The following is an 18,992-nucleotide window of genomic DNA, read 5'->3' on the forward strand; positions in this document are numbered from 1 at the left end:
ATAATGTGGATAGATTGTATTAAAGTTGAATTATTAGTCTTGTTAGCGCAATTGAGCTTGTGATACAATATATATCGTTTGAACCTAATGAAGAGCTCATAATAAATCATGAATTACAGTTTTATACCAGAGCGAGCTTGGTGATTTCAGACAAAATTCTATTTTGAATAGCATGTGAAATACTCTTCCAAGGAACCACCAGTTCTTCACGGCATCATTATTGCCCATTCAAGGCATACGGAGTGTGTTTGTTTGTTGGAGAAATGCGACTCATAGAACGGAAAATAGAATTTGACCACAAGGTATTCATCTTCCATTGATAATCAGATATTGCAGTAAAACTAAGCTTCATATCCGAAAACTGTAATTTGATTTTTACCTGCCATGCAGATTTTAATTTCTATAGCATCTAACTGTATTGTGTTTCCAACGCCTAGACCGGTATGTGTTCCGACAAAAGATGTTTGTAAGTTATTGATCACTTCCCAAGGGTCAGATGCTGCCCGGACCCTATCTGTAATATCATATTCAATTGGGTTGGTTAAATAATTCACAGATCCTAGGATAGACAGACTTATTTCTTGCAATTTAATCCAATCTGCCTGGCTATTTGGTCGCCAATAAAGAATCATGGAACTAACACCTACCGCAAGCGTTAGATTAAGGCGACAGTAATATTTTATTGTGACCTGTTTAATCTCTAAATACTTGTATTGAGTTGGCAACATACTATATCCCAAGACAAGCCTTCCTCCGGTTTGAACAAGCAGAGCAGAGCTTAGAGAAGCCAGTGTTCCGTTGGAAAGCCCTATTGCATTATTAACATTAGTGAAATCACTTTTGCTGTTATAGGCAACTTGAGTAGCAGTTACAGCACCATAAGTATTACAGGATATTTCCTCATCAGAAGTATTTAACATAAGTGAATGACCAGTTGCAAGTTTGAAGGCTGAAGAAAAGGATTGACTAACAGTGCTAAAAGGTTGTGTTATTTTTAGAGATATAAAATTGGTATCATTATCACTTAATAAAATTGATACGGCTAATGGAGCCGATAGTTGGACAGAGGTGAGATAAATACTTTTTTGTGATTCCGGTGTCCAAAGAACTGTTTTTGAAGGTTGTATACCTAAGCTATAATAATTAATGATATCAGAACTTTTTTTTATCGTTAATTGGGTTTGCGGTTTTATTGTCGGCATGTCATTCTTGATTTGATTATTATATTTCATATGTCGCTCTCCTTGAAATGCCTATTAATGCATTATAACTCATAGCCTAAAAGAGTAATATTAACTGTTCCTGCAGCACTGGTTGTAAGGGAAATTATCTCACCAGGATTAAATTCAATTGGTGAGGGAAAGCTTAGACCATAGGTAGCAAGTGTACTATTAAGAGTTATTGACATAAAGGTGGCATTGTTTCCTCTATTTAATTGGACAACTAGTGAAGAAGACGAAGAAACCTGCAATGCAGTGAGGAAAATACTCTTATTAGTACCAGGTGTCCATATAGGTGCATTGGTTTGAAGTGTGGTAAAGGTTTTAAACAATAGAATATCAGATGGATATTCTATTGTGAGTAGGGGATCTTCTAAATTAAAAACGATACTCATCAGTTTTGTATTGCTGTCCATTGATAAACTCCTATTAATATATTTTAAATTCCAATTATTATCTATACTATATGAATTTGTTTGAAAAATATCAATTAGCATACACTTTTCAGAATAATAATTTTAATCCTTATAAATATAAAGAAATAAATTTTACTAAAATTGGAGAATTTTTCATAGGGGCATCTTCGACTGTCAATGTAAGAATTCCCGGATTAATGACATAATTGATACTTGGTTGAATGACTCCATTCACGAAAAGGTTGTCATAAGAAGTATATTTAGGATCCAGAATCCCCTGGTCGCCATAAACAGTTAATTCATCTGCATCAGTATATGTTTTTTTGCCATTTGATAAGGTATTATATTGATAGGTCTCTGCCTTAATCAGTTGATTGTCTTTGTCTTTGATTACTAAATATTCAAGAATAATGGGTACATCTTTTTTTGGTGGTTCTGCTATGGTTAAGGTTAGAAGACCAGTTTCGACAGAATAATTAGTCTCTGGCTGTAATACTCCATTAATGTAGAGATTAAAGAAGGATACATTATTTGGATCAGGTATACCATTTTCTCCATATATCAATAATTCATCTGTATTGGTAAATTCTTTTTTGATACCATTTGAAACGGTATTATATTGATAGTCAGAAACATTAAATATTTTATTATTCTTCGTATGAAAAGAGCCGATAATTTCTGCTAGTAATACCACTGTATTCTTGGAATCTAAAGTTTCGACATCCCAGGTTATTATATTGTTTTTTTCAGATATAGTACCTTTGGTAAAACTTATGGGATTAAAACAAATCAAATCATCTAATAGTAAAGTATCAGTCATGACAATATTATTAACCGGACCATATCCATAATTAGATATTCTTATTTCAACTCTCCAAGTATTAATTTTATTTGAATTAACTTCCAGGGGACCTGATACGATATACTTTTCAATCATTAAATCACCAAATATGTCTGGACAATGATTGCTTTTATGAATACTAATTGATCTGTCATGAACAGATAACAAATTTTCTTGCTGCAAGAGATTGGGATAAGTCTTAGACACAAAAATGTCAGATGCATAGTTGATAGCTGCATTGTTGCAGGCAAAAGGCTTTGCCCATTCGTATGGGAAAAAAACTTGAACAGGACACTCCGAGATTATATTGGAAATAATACATGAATTTGAATCTGAGCCGCTGGCAATAGCTCTGCTTAGTGAACGGCATCCTGCGGTATTAAATAAACCCTCAACTTCAATAATAGCAGTCAAAGTTTCGCAGGGAAAAATTTCTTTGATCATCCATATAATAGAATTATCAGAGACTGATATTTTACCCGATGTTATAGATTTAATCGTTATGTTCTTAAATTCATCTAAAAAAATATAGTCTATGACAGTAAGATTATTTATAGTTTCACTGTCTGTATTTGTAATATGGAGAGAGAAAGTCCATTTTTTAGGATGACCTAAAAATGTCATTGTAAAATTACTAATAGTACGGGTCCGTAATAGCAGTTTCTTTTTTGCTATATTTTTCTTTGAAAAAACTTCAATCTGAAAATCTTGAGAATAATTAGAAAGAATTTTTTTTGTCTTCACCCTTCCTACGCCTAGGGCAATACCTAGAGGTTTAAATCCGTCCTGGCAGAAGCAGCCTGTGATATCTACCATAAGAACTGAAGTCTCTAGTTTTCTTAGTACCTCAATGTTCCAAAGAAGTTCATTGCCTGATATAGCAGCTATTCCATGAGAAATACTGATGATTTTTATACAATTGATATGATTAATGTACAGGAGATCCCTTATCAGGAGCTCGGATATAGTATTAGCACTAAGATTAGATACTTTTATTTCCATTCTCCATGTATTAACTGTATTAACACTTACTTTTGTAGGGCCTGAGATAATGGTTTGAGTGAGTTTTAATCCTGGACTAACATTGATAGGGTTTATGCCAACAATATCAGTGCTTACAGAGCCTGCGACGGTACTTCCATATGCCATGGTTCTACCAATATAGCGAGTTCCTTCCACTTGAAAGAAACCCGCTGCTCTAAAATTAGCAGTAGCGGATTCGCATAGGCCCAAAGTATCAATATTCCAGGTAATTACTCCATCCTTTATTAATATACTTCCGCAGGAGGCAAAGATATTTTCAATATTAGTAATTAAATCTAATAGAATTGTATTTGTTACAAGAATATTTGAAATGGGAATATTGCTTATATTACTTATTGTTAAGGTGAATTCCCAAATTCCGTTACAGCCTGACGGAATACATTCAGGCCCACACAAAAGAATACTTTCCAAATAAAGGTAATTACTTATGTTATTCCCTACACAAATACTTATATCTGTTACCGGACCGCTGGAAATCATTCCTGAAGGAAGGATGCCTTCAACTATAGCAGAATTAAGTTTCGCCGATTTTGTGCTATTATCTTCAAAAGTAATGAAAGAGATAATAATTGCAGAATCCTTTATCGGAACATCTTCCGTTTTAAGAAGGAGAAGGCCTTTTTGTATCTCATAATTAACCTTTGGTTGCAGTACTCCGTTAATGAACAGGTTAAAAAAAGAGACATCATTAGGATCGAGAATGCCTCTATCACCATATTGAATTAATTCATCATCATCCGTATAAATTTTTTTGAGTCCATCAGACAGCGTATTATATTGATAGACCTCTGCATTTAATAAATTCTTTTCCTGTTTTATAGAATGTATGTTATCTTCAAACATAGTGACCATCTCCAAGTAAATACATATATGAAAGGGATGTGCAATGATAGCACATCCCTAATTAATTAAGTTGTTACTGTGGTGTCAGAATCAGAGGTTGGAGCAAAGTTAGTTACAATTAGAGTAACTGGAGCTCCAACTGGGATTGCTGCTGCGTCATTAACAGTAACCTGGGACCCATCAGTGTTAACGGTATATAGACTAGATTGCTGTAATACACCATTTATAAATAGCATATAATATCCATTTTTGGTAGTAGCAGTTGTAAGATTACCAGTCAAGATATCGCCAGCATCATCTATAAATTTCGTTGCTGGGACAGTAAGGACACCACTTGTTCTGTCAGTTTCATCTAGAAGATAGAAATATCTTACAATTTCTGGATTGACATCAACATCAGTAGTAGTAGTAGCATCGATTGCAAGTCTAAATAATTGTGTAGCCATTATCATTCTCCTTTCTATTTTCCTTACATTTTAGTATATGTGTAAGATGCCGATTTGTAACATATTTGGGTGGTTATAATGTTACTTGCAGAAATATATAAATAGCGTCGGTTTATTACATGTCTTTTAGTAACACCGATTGCAAAAAACAACAAGGATAATTCATCTTTAAAAGCCTAAGAATGAAGCAGATGCTTAGACTGTATTTTTGTTTGCTGTTCATGAAATTTCCGTATTTGCTGATAAAGAAGGGGTGGATCTTGGGGTTCAGTGTCATCAGGCATATGAAAGCACAGACATTGAAATTCTATGCTTCTCATAACTTATCAGAGGCGGGCAACTTGATCGAGTCCCTGTTGAAAGATTATATGCTAATTATACAATTCAGTATAATTATGGATAAATTTTCATGTGACATGTATAATAAAAGGGAATAATGACGTTAAAGCTGAATCACTAGGGTTTCTCCACATCATTATTCCCCCCTTACTGTATAAGGAGAAAATGAACTATGAGCAAACAAAACCACGACAAGCACAAAAATCACAAACACAAGCATGATAAAGGAGATGAGGGTCATAATCACGGCGGGAAAACTGCGGTGGCATTGTTTTTTACAGGGCTGGCAGCATTTATCGGTGCATATTTTGTTAATAGTGGGATATTAAATATTGCACTGAACTTAATCGCATTGGTGACAGCGGGTTATCATATAATCATCGAAGGATTCTTGGATACCATCAAAGAATCAATTAAATCTAAAAGGTTTATGCCGAATATTCACTTGTTAATGACATTAGCGGCTATGGGCGCTTTGATCATTCAGGAATATCATGAGGCAGCTATGCTAATTCTGATTTTTGCTGGAGCTCACTTTTTAGAAGAGTATGCTGAAAGCAAAAGTAAAAAAGAAATTACAAATTTATTGAAACTTAATCCTACAAAAGCTCGTTTATTAAAAGAAAATGGACGAGAAGAAGAGGTTGATGTTTCGGTATTAAAAGTTGGAGATAGACTTCGTGTTTTAAATGGAGATCAAGTACCCACGGATGGAATTATTTTGACAGGAGAATCTTCAATTGATCAGTCATCTATTACTGGTGAAAGCATTCCCGTGGAAAAACAAGTTGGAGACACTGTTTTTGGTAGTACAATGAACGGCTCAGGCAGCTTTACCATGGAGGTTACAAAAGATTCAAGCGATACAGTGTTCTCGAAAATTTTACAGTTAGTAAGCCAAACTCAAACAAATATTTCAAAGACAGCAGTATTGATTAAAAGAATTGAGCCTGTTTATGTAACGATTGTATTAGTATTAGCACCAATCTTTTACTGGCTAGGCATATCAGTATTTGTATGGGGTTCACAGGAAAGTTTTTATAGGACAATGGTATTTCTGATTGCTGCATCCCCATGTGCTTTAGCAGCAACAGATATTCCAGCGACTTTGTCAGCAATCAGTAATTTGGCTAAACGTGGAGTCTTATTTAAAGGTGGATCTTATCTTTCTAATCTTTCAGATTTAAGAGCGATTGCTTTTGATAAGACCGGAACTTTAACACAAGGGCAACCTGTTGTTACAGATGTATTCTTTGACTCATCTGTTTCTGAAGGGTCAAAAGAAAATTATCTTGATATTATTGCTTCTATGGAAAAGAAGTCAAACCATCCTCTTGCTGATGCGATTTTAAAACATCTTTCAGAATCAAAAAATTTGGATCTTGATGTGGAAAATCTTGTAGGAATTGGCTTAGTTGCGAAGTACAATGGAATTGACTACAAAATTGGTAAGCCATCATCTTACAAAACCGTTTCCAGTGAGATTAAGCAATACACAGAAGACTTTGAGAGCAACGGGAAAACTGTCGTATACTTTGGCGTAAATGATACTGTTGTTGTACTGGTTGCAATTCAAGATATTCCAAAAGAAACAGCGAAAAATGCAATTAAATATTTCCGAAATGAAAATATTCATACAGTAATGATTACTGGAGATGCAGTTAAAACAGGGCAAGCTATAGGAAAATCTTTAGGAATTGACGAAGTAAAAGGGAATGTTATGCCGGAAGATAAGTCACGTATTATAACTGAATTAAAAGATAAGTACAATATTATCGCAATGGTCGGTGATGGAGTGAATGATGCTCCGGCGTTAGTTACAGCAGATATTGGTGTAGCCATGGGAGATGGAACGGATATTGCGATTGATGTAGCCGATGCAGTTCTTATGAAAAATGACTTGAATAGGCTGGCATACACACACATAGTAGCTAAAAAACTCAGAAAAGTCGTATGGCAAAATATTGCCTTTTCAATGGTGGTCGTAGTAGCATTAATTACTATGAATATCGTAGGAGTTATGAATTTGTCGTATGCTGTTCTAATTCATGAAGGAAGTACACTAGTTGTTATTGTAAATGGTTTACGACTATTGAGAAATACTTTTAATAATAAATCCGAATAAAAAGAAAGAGAAAGAAAATAATGAGGTAAAAATATATGCCACGCAGAAAAATAGGGATACTGCTTTTTAACGAAGTTGAGGTAATGGATTTTGCGGGTCCCTTTGAGGTGTTTTCCATTACAGAAAACGCTGCGGCAACGGGGAAAGCATTCGAGGTGTACACCATAGCCAGAAAAAAAGAGCTAATTAGCACCCGCAATGGATTAAAAATTCAACCAGACTATGACTTTCATGATGCGCCTCAATTTGATATTTTAATTATTCCCGGAGGGTATGGCGCGGAAGAAATAGAAATTCATAACCAAGAGACTATTGATTGGATTAAAAGAAGTTTTACTCAAGTGCAAATAATGGCATCTGTGTGTACTGGTGCATTTTTATTAGCTGAAGCTGGATTACTGGATGGAAGACAAGCAACAACACACTGGATGGATATTGATAGATTAGAAGAGGAATACTCAAAAGTTAGAGTTATACGTGACGTCAAATTTGTTGACGCATTTCCTATCATTACATCGGGGGGAATATCGGCGGGAATAAATATGTCTTTTTATATTGTGAAAAAATTATTAGGTATAGAAATTGCAAAAATCACAGCAAAAAGGATGGAATATGATATTGATTTAGGGAATTAACGCTGGCTTACGCAGAGCAAATTTCGAACGGAGTCCCAGAGACGTATTTGAAAACTATAACGGAATTTGTAGCTTTAGATTAAACAATAGCCACGGTTGCTGCTCCGAAAACAGAGTAGTAGTCGTGGCTTTGTTTCTGCCTAAAGCTTTTTTCTCTGATCGTAAAAATAACGCAGCCGAAGCTGCGTTAGAAATATGAATTAGTATTAGAATCTTAGTGACAAGCAAGTGAGGCTGCCGTCTATTTTCCTGAACTCACTTGTATCAACTAGCTTTACCGGGTAGCCTAGGTCCTCGATGATTTTAAGAGTCTTAGGATATCCTTCAGGAACAAGAACTGTACCGTTAATGTACAGGCTGTTGATTGCGTAAAGTTCGTCAGGGTCTATAATGAAGCGATTAAAGTCTTTGAAAGCTTCTAGCTTGTCAACGGTTTCTGTAACAAGCATATTGTTGTTTTCAAGGTAGATTGCGAAATCCTTTAGATGAAGGCCTTCTGTTACAGGTACTGTGGATGAAGTGTATCCAAACTTTGTAACTATTTCGTTGAACTGGCGGGCGCCTTCTGCGTTTGTTCTGTCGCTTAGACCGACGTAGAAGTGATCTCCTGTACGCATTACATCACCGCCCTCCATTGTTCCTGGAGCTTTGATGTAAAAAATCTGGTCATCCGAGTAGAACTTACGAATCGCTGGAAGGATTTCTTCCTTTTCGCCATTGCGGGAGTCTTTTGCAGGGTTTGTGATCACTGCACAACGCTCCATAACAACGGCTGGGTCTTCTGTAAAGCATGAGTCAGGGTAACGCTCATCTGCTTCTAAATCTAAAACTTCTAGTCCAAGAGATTCAAGAATCTCAACGTATTTATCATGCTGTCTGGCGGATAATTCGTACTCTGGCTTTTCTCCTGCTGCTACGAACTGAGCTGTGGATATTCCGTCGATTAATGCTTTGCAAGGTTTTTTGGTAATAGCTTTTGTAAACATATTTATACCTCCATAAAATTAAATTGATGTTTTCTATGCTTTGAGTATATAATATAAATAAAGATTCGTAAACAGCAATTATATCATGGTTTCCATGAGTATTAATCATATAATGGGCAAGGAGGTCAAACATGAGTCTCTCACAATACGAGGCATTTGTCAAAGCTGTCGAGACTGGAACAATGACTCAGGCAGCGGAGGAGCTTGGCTACACACAATCAGGACTTACTAGAGCATTAAATACATTAGAGGAGCAATGGAATGTAAAACTATTAACTAGAGGACGAAATGGTGTACAACTTACTACAGAAGGGCAACTGCTGTTGCCATATATAAGAACGCTCCTTCATGACCAACGTAGACTTTCCGAGCGAGTCGGAGAGATCAATGGCCTTCGTGAAGGTCTTATTAGAATTGGAACATTTAACAGTGTCTCTGCACAGTGGCTCCCTGGGATTATAAAGAGATTTCAACATGATTACCCTGGAATCAGATTCGAACTGTTGCATGGAACAGATACTCAGATTGTCAGTTGGATAGCTGATGGACGAGTGGATGTGGGTTTTGTTGCATACCCAACTTTACCGGAACTTGAGTCCGAATTCCTGTACCGTGACCCCATCGTAGCCATTTTTTCTGAAGATGATCCCTATTCTAGAATGGAAAAACTCAACATTTCCGAGCTGCCAAAGCTGCCGTACATTGCACTCAACGAGGGGGTAGAGGATGAGATTACAGCTATTCTGGAGAAAAACAGGACGAACCTAGACGCATGTTTCGTAGAAAGCAACGATCACGCCGTAATCGCCATGGTAGAGAAAGGGCTGGGCATTAGTCTTATGTCTGTCATGATGATACAGGGCTTTGACCGACGAATTGTGGCGATTCCTCTGGACCCTCAGGGCTATCGCGACCTTGGAATCGCTTGCCGCAGCCGTCACCTTCTGTCTGGCGCAGCATCAAGGTTTTACGAGTATGCACGTCGCTGGATAGCTGAGGAGTACAAGTCTATCGAACTATGACATATCTCCAAGGGATTATGAATTCACCACCAGATACCTTCAGCCTGTGCTGGATGATGAAGAAATCATCAAGAGCGAATTAAAGGAACTGGTGCACACCAGCGTGTAGGAAACCCTCAATGACCTGTTGGAGCAAGAGGCTCGGTAGTTTCAAGATAAGTAGGTGGGCAGAAGAAAAATCATTATTCTGGTAAATGATGCTAGCCGATATAATGTTATTCTCTATGGGTTGAAAGCAAAAGAACTGAAAAATATAAAAGAATTAATTATATCTGCGATTCGGCAAACTCTTTTGAGTGATGGGGTGAATCCAGAAATGATAGATGCGTATCTAAAAATGCAGGAGAGGTCCTGTTTTCTAAAACACAAAACAGGACTACGATGGCCAGATTAAATAAAGGCTGTGAAGCAGCCGAAAATTTTTACAATCTACCATATGATAAAAAGCAGGAGTGAACCTGCGCAGTCTTTTATAATCTACACAATAGAAGCCATTTTCCTTATTGGAATGGTTGCTATTTTGGTACGGAGAAGAGTGGGAGACCCCCACGATTGTGTAAACCTTCAAACGGGTGTAAGATAATTATATGAACTAGATCGTTTTGAGAAACTTTGAACAATACTACGAATATCCTTAAAGAAGATAGTCAAAGGGGCGATTGCTCTAAGAAACAATTAAAATGCTTATTAAGCGAGGAACTTTATACTATGGAAAATAATAAATCGAGTAAATGGTGGATATTCACTATCACTAGTATGGCGAATTTAGCTGCATCTTTTTCGATTAACAGTCTGAATCTGGCGCTGCCAACCATTGCTAAAGACTTCGGGGTGTCCCAAGGGGCAGTTAGCTGGTTGGCTCTTGTCTATTCCCTAATTCCATGTTGTACGTTGTTGATTTGTGGAAAAATGGCGGACTTGTTCGGGTATAAACGACAGTACCTAGTTGGGTTTTCTTTTTTTGCAATAGCCTCTATGTTAGCGCCCATATTTTCCTACAATCTTTTGACCTTAATTATTTTAAGAGCCTTACAGGGCTTTGGTTACAGTATGTTGATTTCTATTACGCAGGCAACCATTTCAAAAACCTTTGAGGATAACGAACGTGGAAAAGCGCTTGGTGTTAATGCGGTCTTTGTGTCAGTAGGACTTGCATCAGGACCAACAATCGGAGGGCTTCTGCTTGCACACTTTTCCTGGTATTCTATTTTTTATTTTTGTATTCCATTCTGCATCATTGGGTTGATAGCAACGCTGATTGTCATGCCGGAAGATACCAATAAAGAGGCTGGAAAGAGGCAGATTGATTGGTTAGGCGGCCTTTATTTTGCAATAGCAATTGGTACACTGGCCATTGGACTAAATTTCAGTGATGAATGGGGGTGGATATCCACTCCATTTTCAATATGTGTTGTAATATTTGCTGTATCCTTTAGTTTGTTTATATGGAGAGAAAAAACAGCTGAGGCACCATTAATGCCCTTACAGCTATTTAAGAATAGAACCTTTTCAAGAGCAAATGTGACCTGTGCTTTATCTTATACGACACAGCAGCTGACTACATATCTTTTTCCTTTTTTCCTAATCAATATTTTATTATTAAAATCAGATAAATCAGGTTTGATTTTATTGGCGTCGCCTGTGGTCATGATGATTGCATCCCCTTTAGGTGGAAGTCTTTCCGATAAATATGGAACACGTCTACCAGCGGTTGTTGGACTTTCTTTAATCGCCTTAAACTGTGTTTTGGTGGGATTTTTTAGCGAAAACGTAAGCCTACTCTTTGTTATCCTTGTATTGGGGTTGTTGGGTGCGGGAAATGGCTTAAGTGTATCAGCCATCAATTCAGCAATTCTCAGTTCTGCCCCAAAAGATTATTCTGGAGTTGCTTCTGGAATGTTAGCAACCATGAGGAATATCGGTCAAACACTAGGTACGGCTCTTGGCAGTGTCATGCTAATTACAAGGGAGGCCCATTATGAACAAGTAACTGGATCCGATAAAAGTACAATATATTTATTGGCACAAAGAGATACTTTTTTTATTGGGTTTGTACTTGCTCTTTTAGGCATATTACTTATTATGCAAATACCTAACAAGAAGATAAGTAAAAATTAAAGGACAAAGACCATATTCTTAGTCCTTGTCCTTTATTATTTCTAACAATTTTACCTTAAAGCCTGATAAGCTTAACCTTTTTTTACTCGATACAGTTTACCTTTAATCGTCTTCGTTTTAAATGCTTTAATCACCAGTGCTTCCTTTCCATCTGAAATTTCAACATTGGTTACCTTACCTCTGATGTCTACTTTTCCGATGTCCTCATTGCGAATACCGTCCACCCGTCTGATAGCCGCAAGAAAGTCACTTGTTTTCAAAGAACTGTTATCTCTACCAGCATTAAACTGCACAAAAGCCTTCTGCCCTCTGCGATTGTCGGCTTTATATCTTTCCCGGCCGGTTCTGCGGGTGGAATCTGCCTTCGGGGGTTTCCGATCTACATGACCGCCTTTACATGGGATCGTATAGCCGAGAAACTTTTCAAGATCATGAAATCGATCCATTTCACTTGGGATTACCATGGTGATGGCGATACCGTGTTGGTCTACACGACCGGTTCGGCCAATTCGATGCACATATTGTTCATGCTCGAAAGGGACACCATAGTTGATGACATGAGTGATGCCTTGCACGTGTAGCCCTCGCGCGGCTACATCTGTGGCAATAAGCATTTTATATTCGCCTCTTTTAAAAGCATTTAATGTTTCCGTACGCATCTGCTGGTCCATGCCACCATGTACGGCACAAGTAAAGTGGTCCCATTTCCGAAAGATTTCAAACAAATTGGCAACCTGCTCTTGTGTATTACAGAAGATAATAGCTTTTCTCGGGCGTTCTCTTTCGATAACTTTCTTCATAAAGTCAACTTTTTTAAGGCCATCTACTGCATAGTAAATCTGTTCAATCTTTTCCAGGTTTGATACTTCTGCTTCAATTTGGATTTCTTCAGGGTGATTCATAAACTCTTGGCTCAGGAAATGAACTTCATTTGGTATGGTTGCAGAGAAGAGCAATGTAACTCGTTCCTTAGGTATTTTTTTTATAATAGTTTCCAGTTGTTCTTTAAAACCCATAATCAGCATTTCATCGGCTTCATCAATTACCAGGTATTTAATATCATGGAGTTTCACATTTTTGTTCAAAAGGTGGTCCATCATTCTACCTGGTGTAGCCACAATGACATGGGGAAGGGTTTGTTTTAATTCTTTTCTTTGCAGTTCCATAGGCTGTCTGCCATATAAAGCGCAGCACTTTACACCTTTATATTTACCAATATCAGCAATATCCTGTTTTACCTGCTCGGTCAATTCTCGTGTCGGTGTCAGAACCAATACTTGTGGAGTATCAAGTTCTACATCAATTTTTTCACAGAGAGGAATGGCGAATGCTGCAGTTTTACCGCTTCCTGTTTGGGACTTTACAATTAAATCTTTACCTTCCCAAATCATGGGGATTACTTTGGCCTGAACCTCTAAGGGTTGCTTGAATCCCAACTCGCTCAGAGCTCTTTTGATGGCATTATCAAGGGGATAATCCTTAAACTTTTCTATGACTTTTTCTTGAATTTCGTTTACTTTGTTCATATTTTTCTCTTTTCTCAACTCACCTTAAATAACTTTATATTTTGATTTATTATCGATCTTTATTCTTACAATGCAATCCTCGCTATAAGAGGTTACAAAATTTTATTATACCATAGGTATGGCTAAAAAGATAGATTATTAAGCATGAAGGAGATTACTTTATTGTAGGTTTTTTGAACATATGTTACGACCTCTAAATAAGACGAGCAGCCGAAACGTGCTTCACATCAATTTTTGTGTTATACTTAGTATACGGAAAACTTTGTAATTTGTTTTTGAGTAGGCATAATTTAGAATAAAAAGGAGATATCATTATGTACTTTAGACAACTGACTATAATCGTCAAGGATATGGAGAAATCTATTGAATTTTATGAGACAATTACGGAATTGAAGATTTCTCGGCGTTTTAAAGATGGATCTGCAGAGATTGCTTTTATGACAAATGGTAAAGGGGAGACAGAAATTGAATTAGTTTGTACGCCGCAGATGCAGAAATTTGAAGGAAAGGGCTTTTTCATTTGCTTTGTAACGGATAAACTGGATGCCATGCATGAATTGGCACAAACAAAAGGCTTAAATCCTTCTGATATTCGAAATCCGGATGCAGAAAGCCGTTATTTTTACGTTTATGACCCGAATGGCGTATCTGTACAACTGAAACAAAAGATGTAGACAATCTACAACTCCGATTGACTTCCTACAAATACTTGTTATAATAATATTATAGTTAGCATAAGCTAATTGAATGTTTGCGCTAGATTTAGGACATTCTGTAAATGGAATAACTAAATTAAGCTCTTGCTAGATGGTACTGGCAAGGGAAAGGAACGCTATATGAAGTACGAAGATTGGAAAGATAAGACAGCCGAGTTTAAGAAGATAGACGTTCGTCACCTTCAGGGAAACTTTTTCCTTGGGTTACGAAAACAAGCCCAGAATTTAGAAATAGGAGAAGGCTTAGAAGTTATTCAGACCTTTGAGCCACATCCGCTCTATGCAGTATTGGAGCCTCTTGGCTTTGTCCATCATACAGAAAAAACTGCTGTTGGTGAATTTCACGTATATTTTTACCGAGCAGAAATAAAAGAGGCAGGGGGACAGGCCCCTTACGCACCCTTGGCCCTGTTGAATTATCCAATGATTGATGAAGAACTTGGTGAAATTGCCGTAAACTTCTGGGATTTGACCTGGAACAATGATAAAAGAACCCTGTCTTATGAAATGAGACTTTTACTGTCCTTAGCCAATGCGGTTGGTGCCGGAAGAATGCGTCAAGCCTCCAGAGAACTTGTAAAGGCGTATGCTTCGGGAATAGATTCTGCGGCATTGGACGATGTATTCGAACTGATTGCATGGAATCAAGGAATCGGTTATTTTAGTTCAGAAATCGGACCTTCCGCGCTGTTTCAAGCTTATAAGCTAATTAAGACACAAGAGAAAAATGGGAAGAGCCGTGAGGAAATAAAACAATTGCTCATGGAACGGTTTGGTGAGAAAAATGAAGAAGTAGGCGTGTCATAAAACACGAATTAGGGGATAAAAAAAGGGTTGCTAAATAGCAACTCTTTTTTGTTACAAAATCTGTATGTATATAGCTCACCGCTAACAGGAAGGAGCCCAACCTATCGTTGCATATGGAATGGTAAACTCAACAATACCTGTGGAGTAAGGTGCTATATCATATTGTTGATAATAAATGGTTATTCCGCTAGGGGCCATATAAAAATTGTGGCAGCTAAGATTTCTGATAATTAACTCTTTATAATTATCAAAATAAATTCCTGGATTTTCTTTTAAGTTTCCTTCGGCCTGTGCTATTATTTCCTGTGTGAGTAAAAGAGTGCAATTTGTAGAAGGTTTAAAGAAATCAGAGAGGTAGATATTTGATCCGCCGCATAGTTCCCAAGTGTTAGACGTTCTTGTGGTGTTTCCGTGTGCCCCTCCTGTGAATTCATATTTGTCAGTATAAAGACTTAAAAAACAGTTATCGTTATAAGTTATGGTGTATTCCATATAAGCTTCATAGCCATAAAACGGAAAATTATTTTTTAGTGAATCAGCGTAGTCCTCCATCGCTTGCTGGTAAAGTGTATTGGCGGCATATTCAAAGTATTCATCCACTTGCATAGAAATTTGATTATTTATTTTTTCCCCTGCACATGAATTATTAGGTGTAGTCACTATTGGATATTTTATCGTAAGTGCCAGCATGTCAATATTATCATATTTAAACTGACAATTAATTTCTTCTGTATGAGTAGTGGCAAAGCATCTTGGTTTATCCATTTACAAACCTCCTATAATAAATTAGCTTATACCTATCATATGCGCCAATTTTATATATGCTAATTTATCTTTGGGATTATTCCTATTTAGAGTAGGGGCATATGGCTATTAGACATATATCGAACTCCAATTTATCTGTTTTCATAAAAATTGAATGGTGCAAAAGAAGAAGACAAGGGCGTGTTTTCAGGGTATAGTAGAAGTATAAGAAGGAGGCAAATTTCATGGTACATACCGCATATATACAAACCACGCTGGGGTTAATTGGTATATCTGAAAGCGAGGGTTTTATTACAGAATTATTTTTTGAAAAAGACTTACAAAAAGGCACTGACACACAGCTGACGCCATTGCTGGCAAAGGCAGAGAAGCAGCTTGCAGAATATTTGTCTGGAAGTCGTAGGGACTTTGAGCTTCCCCTTGATGTTGCAGGAACAGCATTTCAGAAAACGGTCTGGGAGGCTTTACGAAAGATTCCTTATGGACAAACCCGAAGCTATAAGCAAATTGCAGAATGGATTGGAAAGCCAAGTGCAGCCCGGGCTGTAGGGATGGCAAATAATAAAAATTCGATATTGATTCTAATACCCTGTCATCGGGTTGTAGGTGCAGATGGGAAGTTGGTCGGCTATGCGGCCGGTTTGGATATGAAGGAAAAGTTGCTGGAATTGGAGCGAATACAGGCCAACGGAGGAAAGGAAGTCATTTTATGAAAGTACGCGATTTAGCACTAGCCACTTTTGTTATCATACTATGGGGCATAAATTTTACTGTTATTAAAGTAGGCGTTCACGAGATCCCGCCTATGCTGCTGGTATCGCTGCGCTTTTTCTTTGCGGCATTCCCGGCAGTATTTTTGGTAAAACGCCCAGCTACCAGTTGGAAGTACGTGGTTGCTTATGGATTGACAGTGGGCGTCGGTCAATTTTCCTGTTTATTTTATGCCATCCACGTAGGAATGCCAGCTGGCGTTGCATCGGTAGTATTACAATCACAGGCATTTTTTACGGTTTTATTTGCAGGTATCGTGTTTCAAGAACGAATTAAAATAGGGCAAGCAGCAGGCCTCCTTGTGTCTGGCGTAGGCCTTTTCCTCATCAGCGGGAACCTTGGTGGCGGGCAGGGAGCTATGATACCCGTGGGAGCTTTTCTACTTACCTTAGTGGCTGCATTTTTTTGGGGACTTTCCAATATTGTCGTCAGGCAGGCTTCTAAGGAGGCTGCATTACAGGGAAATAAACTAAATATGTTCCATATGGTTGTGTGGTCCAGTCTGATACCGCCGCTTCCAATGTTGGTGGCCTCGTTAATCCTGGAAAAATCAGAACAAGTTTGGCACGCAATGAGCAACTTGAATGAATTAGCTGTCTTTTCTGTATTATATCTTGCCTTATTTGCTACGCTGATTGGGTATGGTATATGGAGCACCTTACTGTCAACCTATCCGGCTCAGAAGATAGCCCCCTTGTCTTTGCTTGTTCCTGTCGTTGGACTTATTACAGCACAGGTGTTTCTTAGCGAAAAGCTTTCTGCCATTCAGTGGGCAGGAGGGGGGATTATTATCTTGGGGCTGTTGATATCCAACTGTGCCCCTCTGCTGGGAAAACGAGGCTCAATCGAAAGGGAGAGCTTTAGATGACAGAAGAAGAAAAATGGAAGGCATCATTGTCCTGTGATGCCGCTTACGACGGTCAATTTTTCTATGGTGTGAAAACAACTGGAATTTTTTGTCGGCCATCCTGTAAATCAAAGAGTCCCAAACGAGAAAACGTTATTTTCTTTGATACAGCAGAACAGGCACAACAGCATGGACTTCGTCCCTGCAAACGGTGTCGGCCTGATTTATTAGAATTTCAACCACAGAAAGAAAATGCAGAAAAAATCAAATTGATTTATGAGCAGTTTTATTTAGATTATAACGATTTAAGAGAGGAATTAAAAAAGCTTGGTCTCAGCAGAAACCGAATTACTCAGCTGTTTCAGCAGCAATATGGAAAAACACCAGTAGAATATTTAAATGAGCTGCGTATAGACCGTGCTAAACAGCTGCTGGTGAGTACACCGGAAAATATATTGCAGATTGCCTTGCAAAGTGGCTTTGAGAGCCTCTCTACTTTTTATATACAGTTTCAAAAAGTAGTGGGTGTTTCGCCAAAGGCGTATCGGCAATCCTTTGCCCAGAAGGAGGAAAAGCCATGATTATCAGCGCAAGCCGCCGCACAGATATTCCGGCCTTCTATTCTGAGTGGCTGCTCAATCGCCTCCAGGAAGGCTATGCATTAATTCCAAACCCGCGGAATCCTCTTTATTTCAGTCGGGTGAGATTGAACCCAGAGATTGTTGACTGCCTCGTGTTCTGGACCAAAAATCCAGCCCCTATGATTCCGAAACTTAGTCAAATAACAGCAATGGGGTATCCTTTTTATTTTCAATTCACGCTGAATCCCTATGGAGCAAATATTGAACAAAATTTGCCGGATAAAAAAACGCGGATACAAACGTTTCAGACTTTAAGCCGCATCTTAGGGCCGGAACGGGTAGTATGGCGGTATGACCCGGTCATCCTGACAAAACAAATGGATGTGGCTTATCATATACAAGCTTTCGAAAAAATGGCCTTGGCTTTGGAGGGCTTTACACACCGTTGTATTTTCAGTTTTTTGGATTTCTATCCGAAGATACGCGGAGAACTACAGGCACTTGGTGGGATTGAGATGCAGGAGACAGATATGCGCAGCGTGGCGGCGGGATTTGCTCAAATTGCTGGGGGGCATAAAATCCGTCTATTTACCTGCTGTGAGACGGTAGATCTAAATGCCTATGGAATTGCTCCGGGGGCCTGTATTGATGCAAGCTTGATAGAAGAAATTCTAGACTGCTCTATCTACTACAATAAAGATATAAATCAGCGGGCGGCGTGCAGGTGCATGGAGAGTGTAGAAATCGGCACTTATGACGGTTGCGCACATGGCTGTCAATATTGCTATGCAATATCTTCGGAGAGAGCAGTACGGAATAATATGGAAAACCATGATCCGCAAGCTCCAGTTTTATTTGGGAATCTGCCGGAAAAGGCCATCATACATGAGAAAAAGATGATTTCTGTAAAAGACGGACAAATGCGATTGTTTTAAAATAGCTGC

At 38.0% G+C, this 18,992-nt stretch carries 18 protein-coding genes; 11 read left to right on the plus strand and 7 right to left on the minus strand.

The features are described 5' to 3' along the window. Positions 1 to 341: 341 nt before the first annotated feature. The 4 genes from Ami103574_RS08140 to Ami103574_RS08155 all read right to left on the minus strand — a co-directional run bounded on the left by Ami103574_RS08140 (position 342) and on the right by Ami103574_RS08155 (position 4,810). On the minus strand, positions 342 to 1,232 hold the full coding sequence (locus tag Ami103574_RS08140; RefSeq protein ID WP_246213112.1) for a hypothetical protein: 891 nt from the start codon (positions 1,230 to 1,232) through the stop codon (positions 342 to 344). A gap of 32 nt (positions 1,233 to 1,264) precedes the next feature. Then, positions 1,265 to 1,636 (minus strand): hypothetical protein, encoded by a 372-nt coding sequence (locus Ami103574_RS08145; RefSeq protein ID WP_163066437.1) that lies wholly within the window; start codon positions 1,634 to 1,636, stop codon positions 1,265 to 1,267. A 109-nt stretch (positions 1,637 to 1,745) separates the two neighbouring features. Beyond that, positions 1,746 to 4,364: a DUF4183 domain-containing protein gene (locus Ami103574_RS08150; RefSeq protein WP_207710484.1), complete on the minus strand. Its 2,619-nt coding sequence runs from the start codon at positions 4,362 to 4,364 to the stop codon at positions 1,746 to 1,748. Positions 4,365 to 4,429: 65 nt separating this feature from the next. Then, on the minus strand, positions 4,430 to 4,810 hold the full coding sequence (locus Ami103574_RS08155) for a DUF4183 domain-containing protein (RefSeq protein WP_163066441.1): 381 nt from the start codon (positions 4,808 to 4,810) through the stop codon (positions 4,430 to 4,432). 511 nt (positions 4,811 to 5,321) lie between these two features. Between Ami103574_RS08155 and Ami103574_RS08160 the strand changes: the two genes are divergently transcribed. Next, the gene (locus tag Ami103574_RS08160) at positions 5,322 to 7,274 is read left to right on the plus strand and encodes a heavy metal translocating P-type ATPase (protein ID WP_163066443.1); all 1,953 of its coding nucleotides are present in this window, start codon (positions 5,322 to 5,324) and stop codon (positions 7,272 to 7,274) included. A gap of 35 nt (positions 7,275 to 7,309) precedes the next feature. Beyond that, the gene (locus Ami103574_RS08165; protein ID WP_163066445.1) at positions 7,310 to 7,909 is read left to right on the plus strand and encodes a DJ-1/PfpI family protein; all 600 of its coding nucleotides are present in this window, start codon (positions 7,310 to 7,312) and stop codon (positions 7,907 to 7,909) included. Between the two features lie 206 nt (positions 7,910 to 8,115). Here the strand turns inward: Ami103574_RS08165 and Ami103574_RS08170 are convergent, their stop codons facing one another. After that, the gene (locus Ami103574_RS08170; RefSeq protein WP_207710485.1) at positions 8,116 to 8,895 is read right to left on the minus strand and encodes a dimethylarginine dimethylaminohydrolase family protein; all 780 of its coding nucleotides are present in this window, start codon (positions 8,893 to 8,895) and stop codon (positions 8,116 to 8,118) included. Positions 8,896 to 9,026: 131 nt separating this feature from the next. Here Ami103574_RS08170 and Ami103574_RS08175 point away from each other — a divergent pair, with 131 nt between their 5' ends. The 3 genes from Ami103574_RS08175 to Ami103574_RS08180 all read left to right on the plus strand — a co-directional run bounded on the left by Ami103574_RS08175 (position 9,027) and on the right by Ami103574_RS08180 (position 12,035). After that, positions 9,027 to 9,917, plus strand: a complete 891-nt coding sequence (locus tag Ami103574_RS08175; protein WP_163066447.1) for a LysR family transcriptional regulator — start codon at positions 9,027 to 9,029, stop codon at positions 9,915 to 9,917. Positions 9,918 to 10,080: 163 nt separating this feature from the next. Continuing rightward, positions 10,081 to 10,311: a DUF6933 domain-containing protein gene (locus Ami103574_RS16170; protein WP_408609078.1), complete on the plus strand. Its 231-nt coding sequence runs from the start codon at positions 10,081 to 10,083 to the stop codon at positions 10,309 to 10,311. Between the two features lie 314 nt (positions 10,312 to 10,625). Continuing rightward, positions 10,626 to 12,035: an MFS transporter gene (locus Ami103574_RS08180; RefSeq protein ID WP_163066449.1), complete on the plus strand. Its 1,410-nt coding sequence runs from the start codon at positions 10,626 to 10,628 to the stop codon at positions 12,033 to 12,035. A gap of 71 nt (positions 12,036 to 12,106) precedes the next feature. Here the strand turns inward: Ami103574_RS08180 and Ami103574_RS08185 are convergent, their stop codons facing one another. Further along, entirely contained in the window at positions 12,107 to 13,561 is a 1,455-nt protein-coding gene (locus Ami103574_RS08185) for a DEAD/DEAH box helicase (RefSeq protein WP_163066451.1), read from the minus strand. A gap of 314 nt (positions 13,562 to 13,875) precedes the next feature. Between Ami103574_RS08185 and Ami103574_RS08190 the strand changes: the two genes are divergently transcribed. Both Ami103574_RS08190 and Ami103574_RS08195 read left to right on the plus strand, forming a co-directional pair. Next, the gene (locus Ami103574_RS08190; RefSeq protein WP_163066453.1) at positions 13,876 to 14,235 is read left to right on the plus strand and encodes a VOC family protein; all 360 of its coding nucleotides are present in this window, start codon (positions 13,876 to 13,878) and stop codon (positions 14,233 to 14,235) included. A gap of 162 nt (positions 14,236 to 14,397) precedes the next feature. Next, positions 14,398 to 15,084, plus strand: coding sequence for a DUF2249 domain-containing protein (locus tag Ami103574_RS08195; RefSeq protein WP_163066455.1), 687 nt, complete (start codon positions 14,398 to 14,400; stop codon positions 15,082 to 15,084). 81 nt (positions 15,085 to 15,165) lie between these two features. On the opposite strand, the gene Ami103574_RS08200 is transcribed toward Ami103574_RS08195, so the two are convergent. After that, positions 15,166 to 15,849: a DUF3298 and DUF4163 domain-containing protein gene (locus tag Ami103574_RS08200; RefSeq protein ID WP_163066457.1), complete on the minus strand. Its 684-nt coding sequence runs from the start codon at positions 15,847 to 15,849 to the stop codon at positions 15,166 to 15,168. A 224-nt stretch (positions 15,850 to 16,073) separates the two neighbouring features. Between Ami103574_RS08200 and Ami103574_RS08205 the strand changes: the two genes are divergently transcribed. The 4 genes from Ami103574_RS08205 to Ami103574_RS08220 are packed head-to-tail and all read left to right on the plus strand — an operon-like array spanning position 16,074 to position 18,983. Next, positions 16,074 to 16,562: a methylated-DNA--[protein]-cysteine S-methyltransferase gene (locus Ami103574_RS08205; protein WP_163066460.1), complete on the plus strand. Its 489-nt coding sequence runs from the start codon at positions 16,074 to 16,076 to the stop codon at positions 16,560 to 16,562. Next, positions 16,559 to 17,488, plus strand: coding sequence for an EamA family transporter (locus Ami103574_RS08210; RefSeq protein WP_163066462.1), 930 nt, complete (start codon positions 16,559 to 16,561; stop codon positions 17,486 to 17,488). The genes Ami103574_RS08205 and Ami103574_RS08210 overlap by 4 nt, the downstream gene beginning before the upstream one ends. Further along, complete coding sequence (locus tag Ami103574_RS08215) at positions 17,485 to 18,048, plus strand: bifunctional transcriptional activator/DNA repair enzyme AdaA (RefSeq protein ID WP_163066464.1); 564 nt, start codon at positions 17,485 to 17,487, stop codon at positions 18,046 to 18,048. The genes Ami103574_RS08210 and Ami103574_RS08215 overlap by 4 nt, the downstream gene beginning before the upstream one ends. After that, positions 18,045 to 18,983, plus strand: coding sequence for a DUF1848 domain-containing protein (locus Ami103574_RS08220; RefSeq protein WP_163066466.1), 939 nt, complete (start codon positions 18,045 to 18,047; stop codon positions 18,981 to 18,983). The genes Ami103574_RS08215 and Ami103574_RS08220 overlap by 4 nt, the downstream gene beginning before the upstream one ends. Positions 18,984 to 18,992 lie beyond the last annotated feature (9 nt).

Source organism: Aminipila butyrica (assembly GCF_010669305.1).
Taxonomy (GTDB): domain Bacteria; phylum Bacillota; class Clostridia; order Peptostreptococcales; family Anaerovoracaceae; genus Aminipila; species Aminipila butyrica.

Excerpts from the sequence above, each read along its gene's own strand:
- Ami103574_RS08160 (WP_163066443.1), top strand. The coding sequence starts at position 5,322 with ATGAGCAAACAAAACCACGACAAGCACAAAAATCACAAACACAAGCAT.
- Ami103574_RS08190 (WP_163066453.1), top strand. The coding sequence starts at position 13,876 with ATGTACTTTAGACAACTGACTATAATCGTCAAGGATATGGAGAAATCT.
- Ami103574_RS08150 (WP_207710484.1), bottom strand. The coding sequence starts at position 4,364 with ATGTTTGAAGATAACATACATTCTATAAAACAGGAAAAGAATTTATTA.
- Ami103574_RS08180 (WP_163066449.1), top strand. The coding sequence starts at position 10,626 with ATGGAAAATAATAAATCGAGTAAATGGTGGATATTCACTATCACTAGT.
- Ami103574_RS08200 (WP_163066457.1), bottom strand. The coding sequence starts at position 15,849 with ATGGATAAACCAAGATGCTTTGCCACTACTCATACAGAAGAAATTAAT.
- Ami103574_RS08140 (WP_246213112.1), bottom strand. The coding sequence starts at position 1,232 with ATGAAATATAATAATCAAATCAAGAATGACATGCCGACAATAAAACCG.
- Ami103574_RS08145 (WP_163066437.1), bottom strand. The coding sequence starts at position 1,636 with ATGGACAGCAATACAAAACTGATGAGTATCGTTTTTAATTTAGAAGAT.
- Ami103574_RS08205 (WP_163066460.1), top strand. The coding sequence starts at position 16,074 with ATGGTACATACCGCATATATACAAACCACGCTGGGGTTAATTGGTATA.
- Ami103574_RS08155 (WP_163066441.1), bottom strand. The coding sequence starts at position 4,810 with ATGGCTACACAATTATTTAGACTTGCAATCGATGCTACTACTACTACT.
- Ami103574_RS08210 (WP_163066462.1), top strand. The coding sequence starts at position 16,559 with ATGAAAGTACGCGATTTAGCACTAGCCACTTTTGTTATCATACTATGG.
- Ami103574_RS08165 (WP_163066445.1), top strand. The coding sequence starts at position 7,310 with ATGCCACGCAGAAAAATAGGGATACTGCTTTTTAACGAAGTTGAGGTA.
- Ami103574_RS08170 (WP_207710485.1), bottom strand. The coding sequence starts at position 8,895 with ATGTTTACAAAAGCTATTACCAAAAAACCTTGCAAAGCATTAATCGAC.
- Ami103574_RS08185 (WP_163066451.1), bottom strand. The coding sequence starts at position 13,561 with ATGAACAAAGTAAACGAAATTCAAGAAAAAGTCATAGAAAAGTTTAAG.
- Ami103574_RS08175 (WP_163066447.1), top strand. The coding sequence starts at position 9,027 with ATGAGTCTCTCACAATACGAGGCATTTGTCAAAGCTGTCGAGACTGGA.
- Ami103574_RS08220 (WP_163066466.1), top strand. The coding sequence starts at position 18,045 with ATGATTATCAGCGCAAGCCGCCGCACAGATATTCCGGCCTTCTATTCT.
- Ami103574_RS08215 (WP_163066464.1), top strand. The coding sequence starts at position 17,485 with ATGACAGAAGAAGAAAAATGGAAGGCATCATTGTCCTGTGATGCCGCT.
- Ami103574_RS08195 (WP_163066455.1), top strand. The coding sequence starts at position 14,398 with ATGAAGTACGAAGATTGGAAAGATAAGACAGCCGAGTTTAAGAAGATA.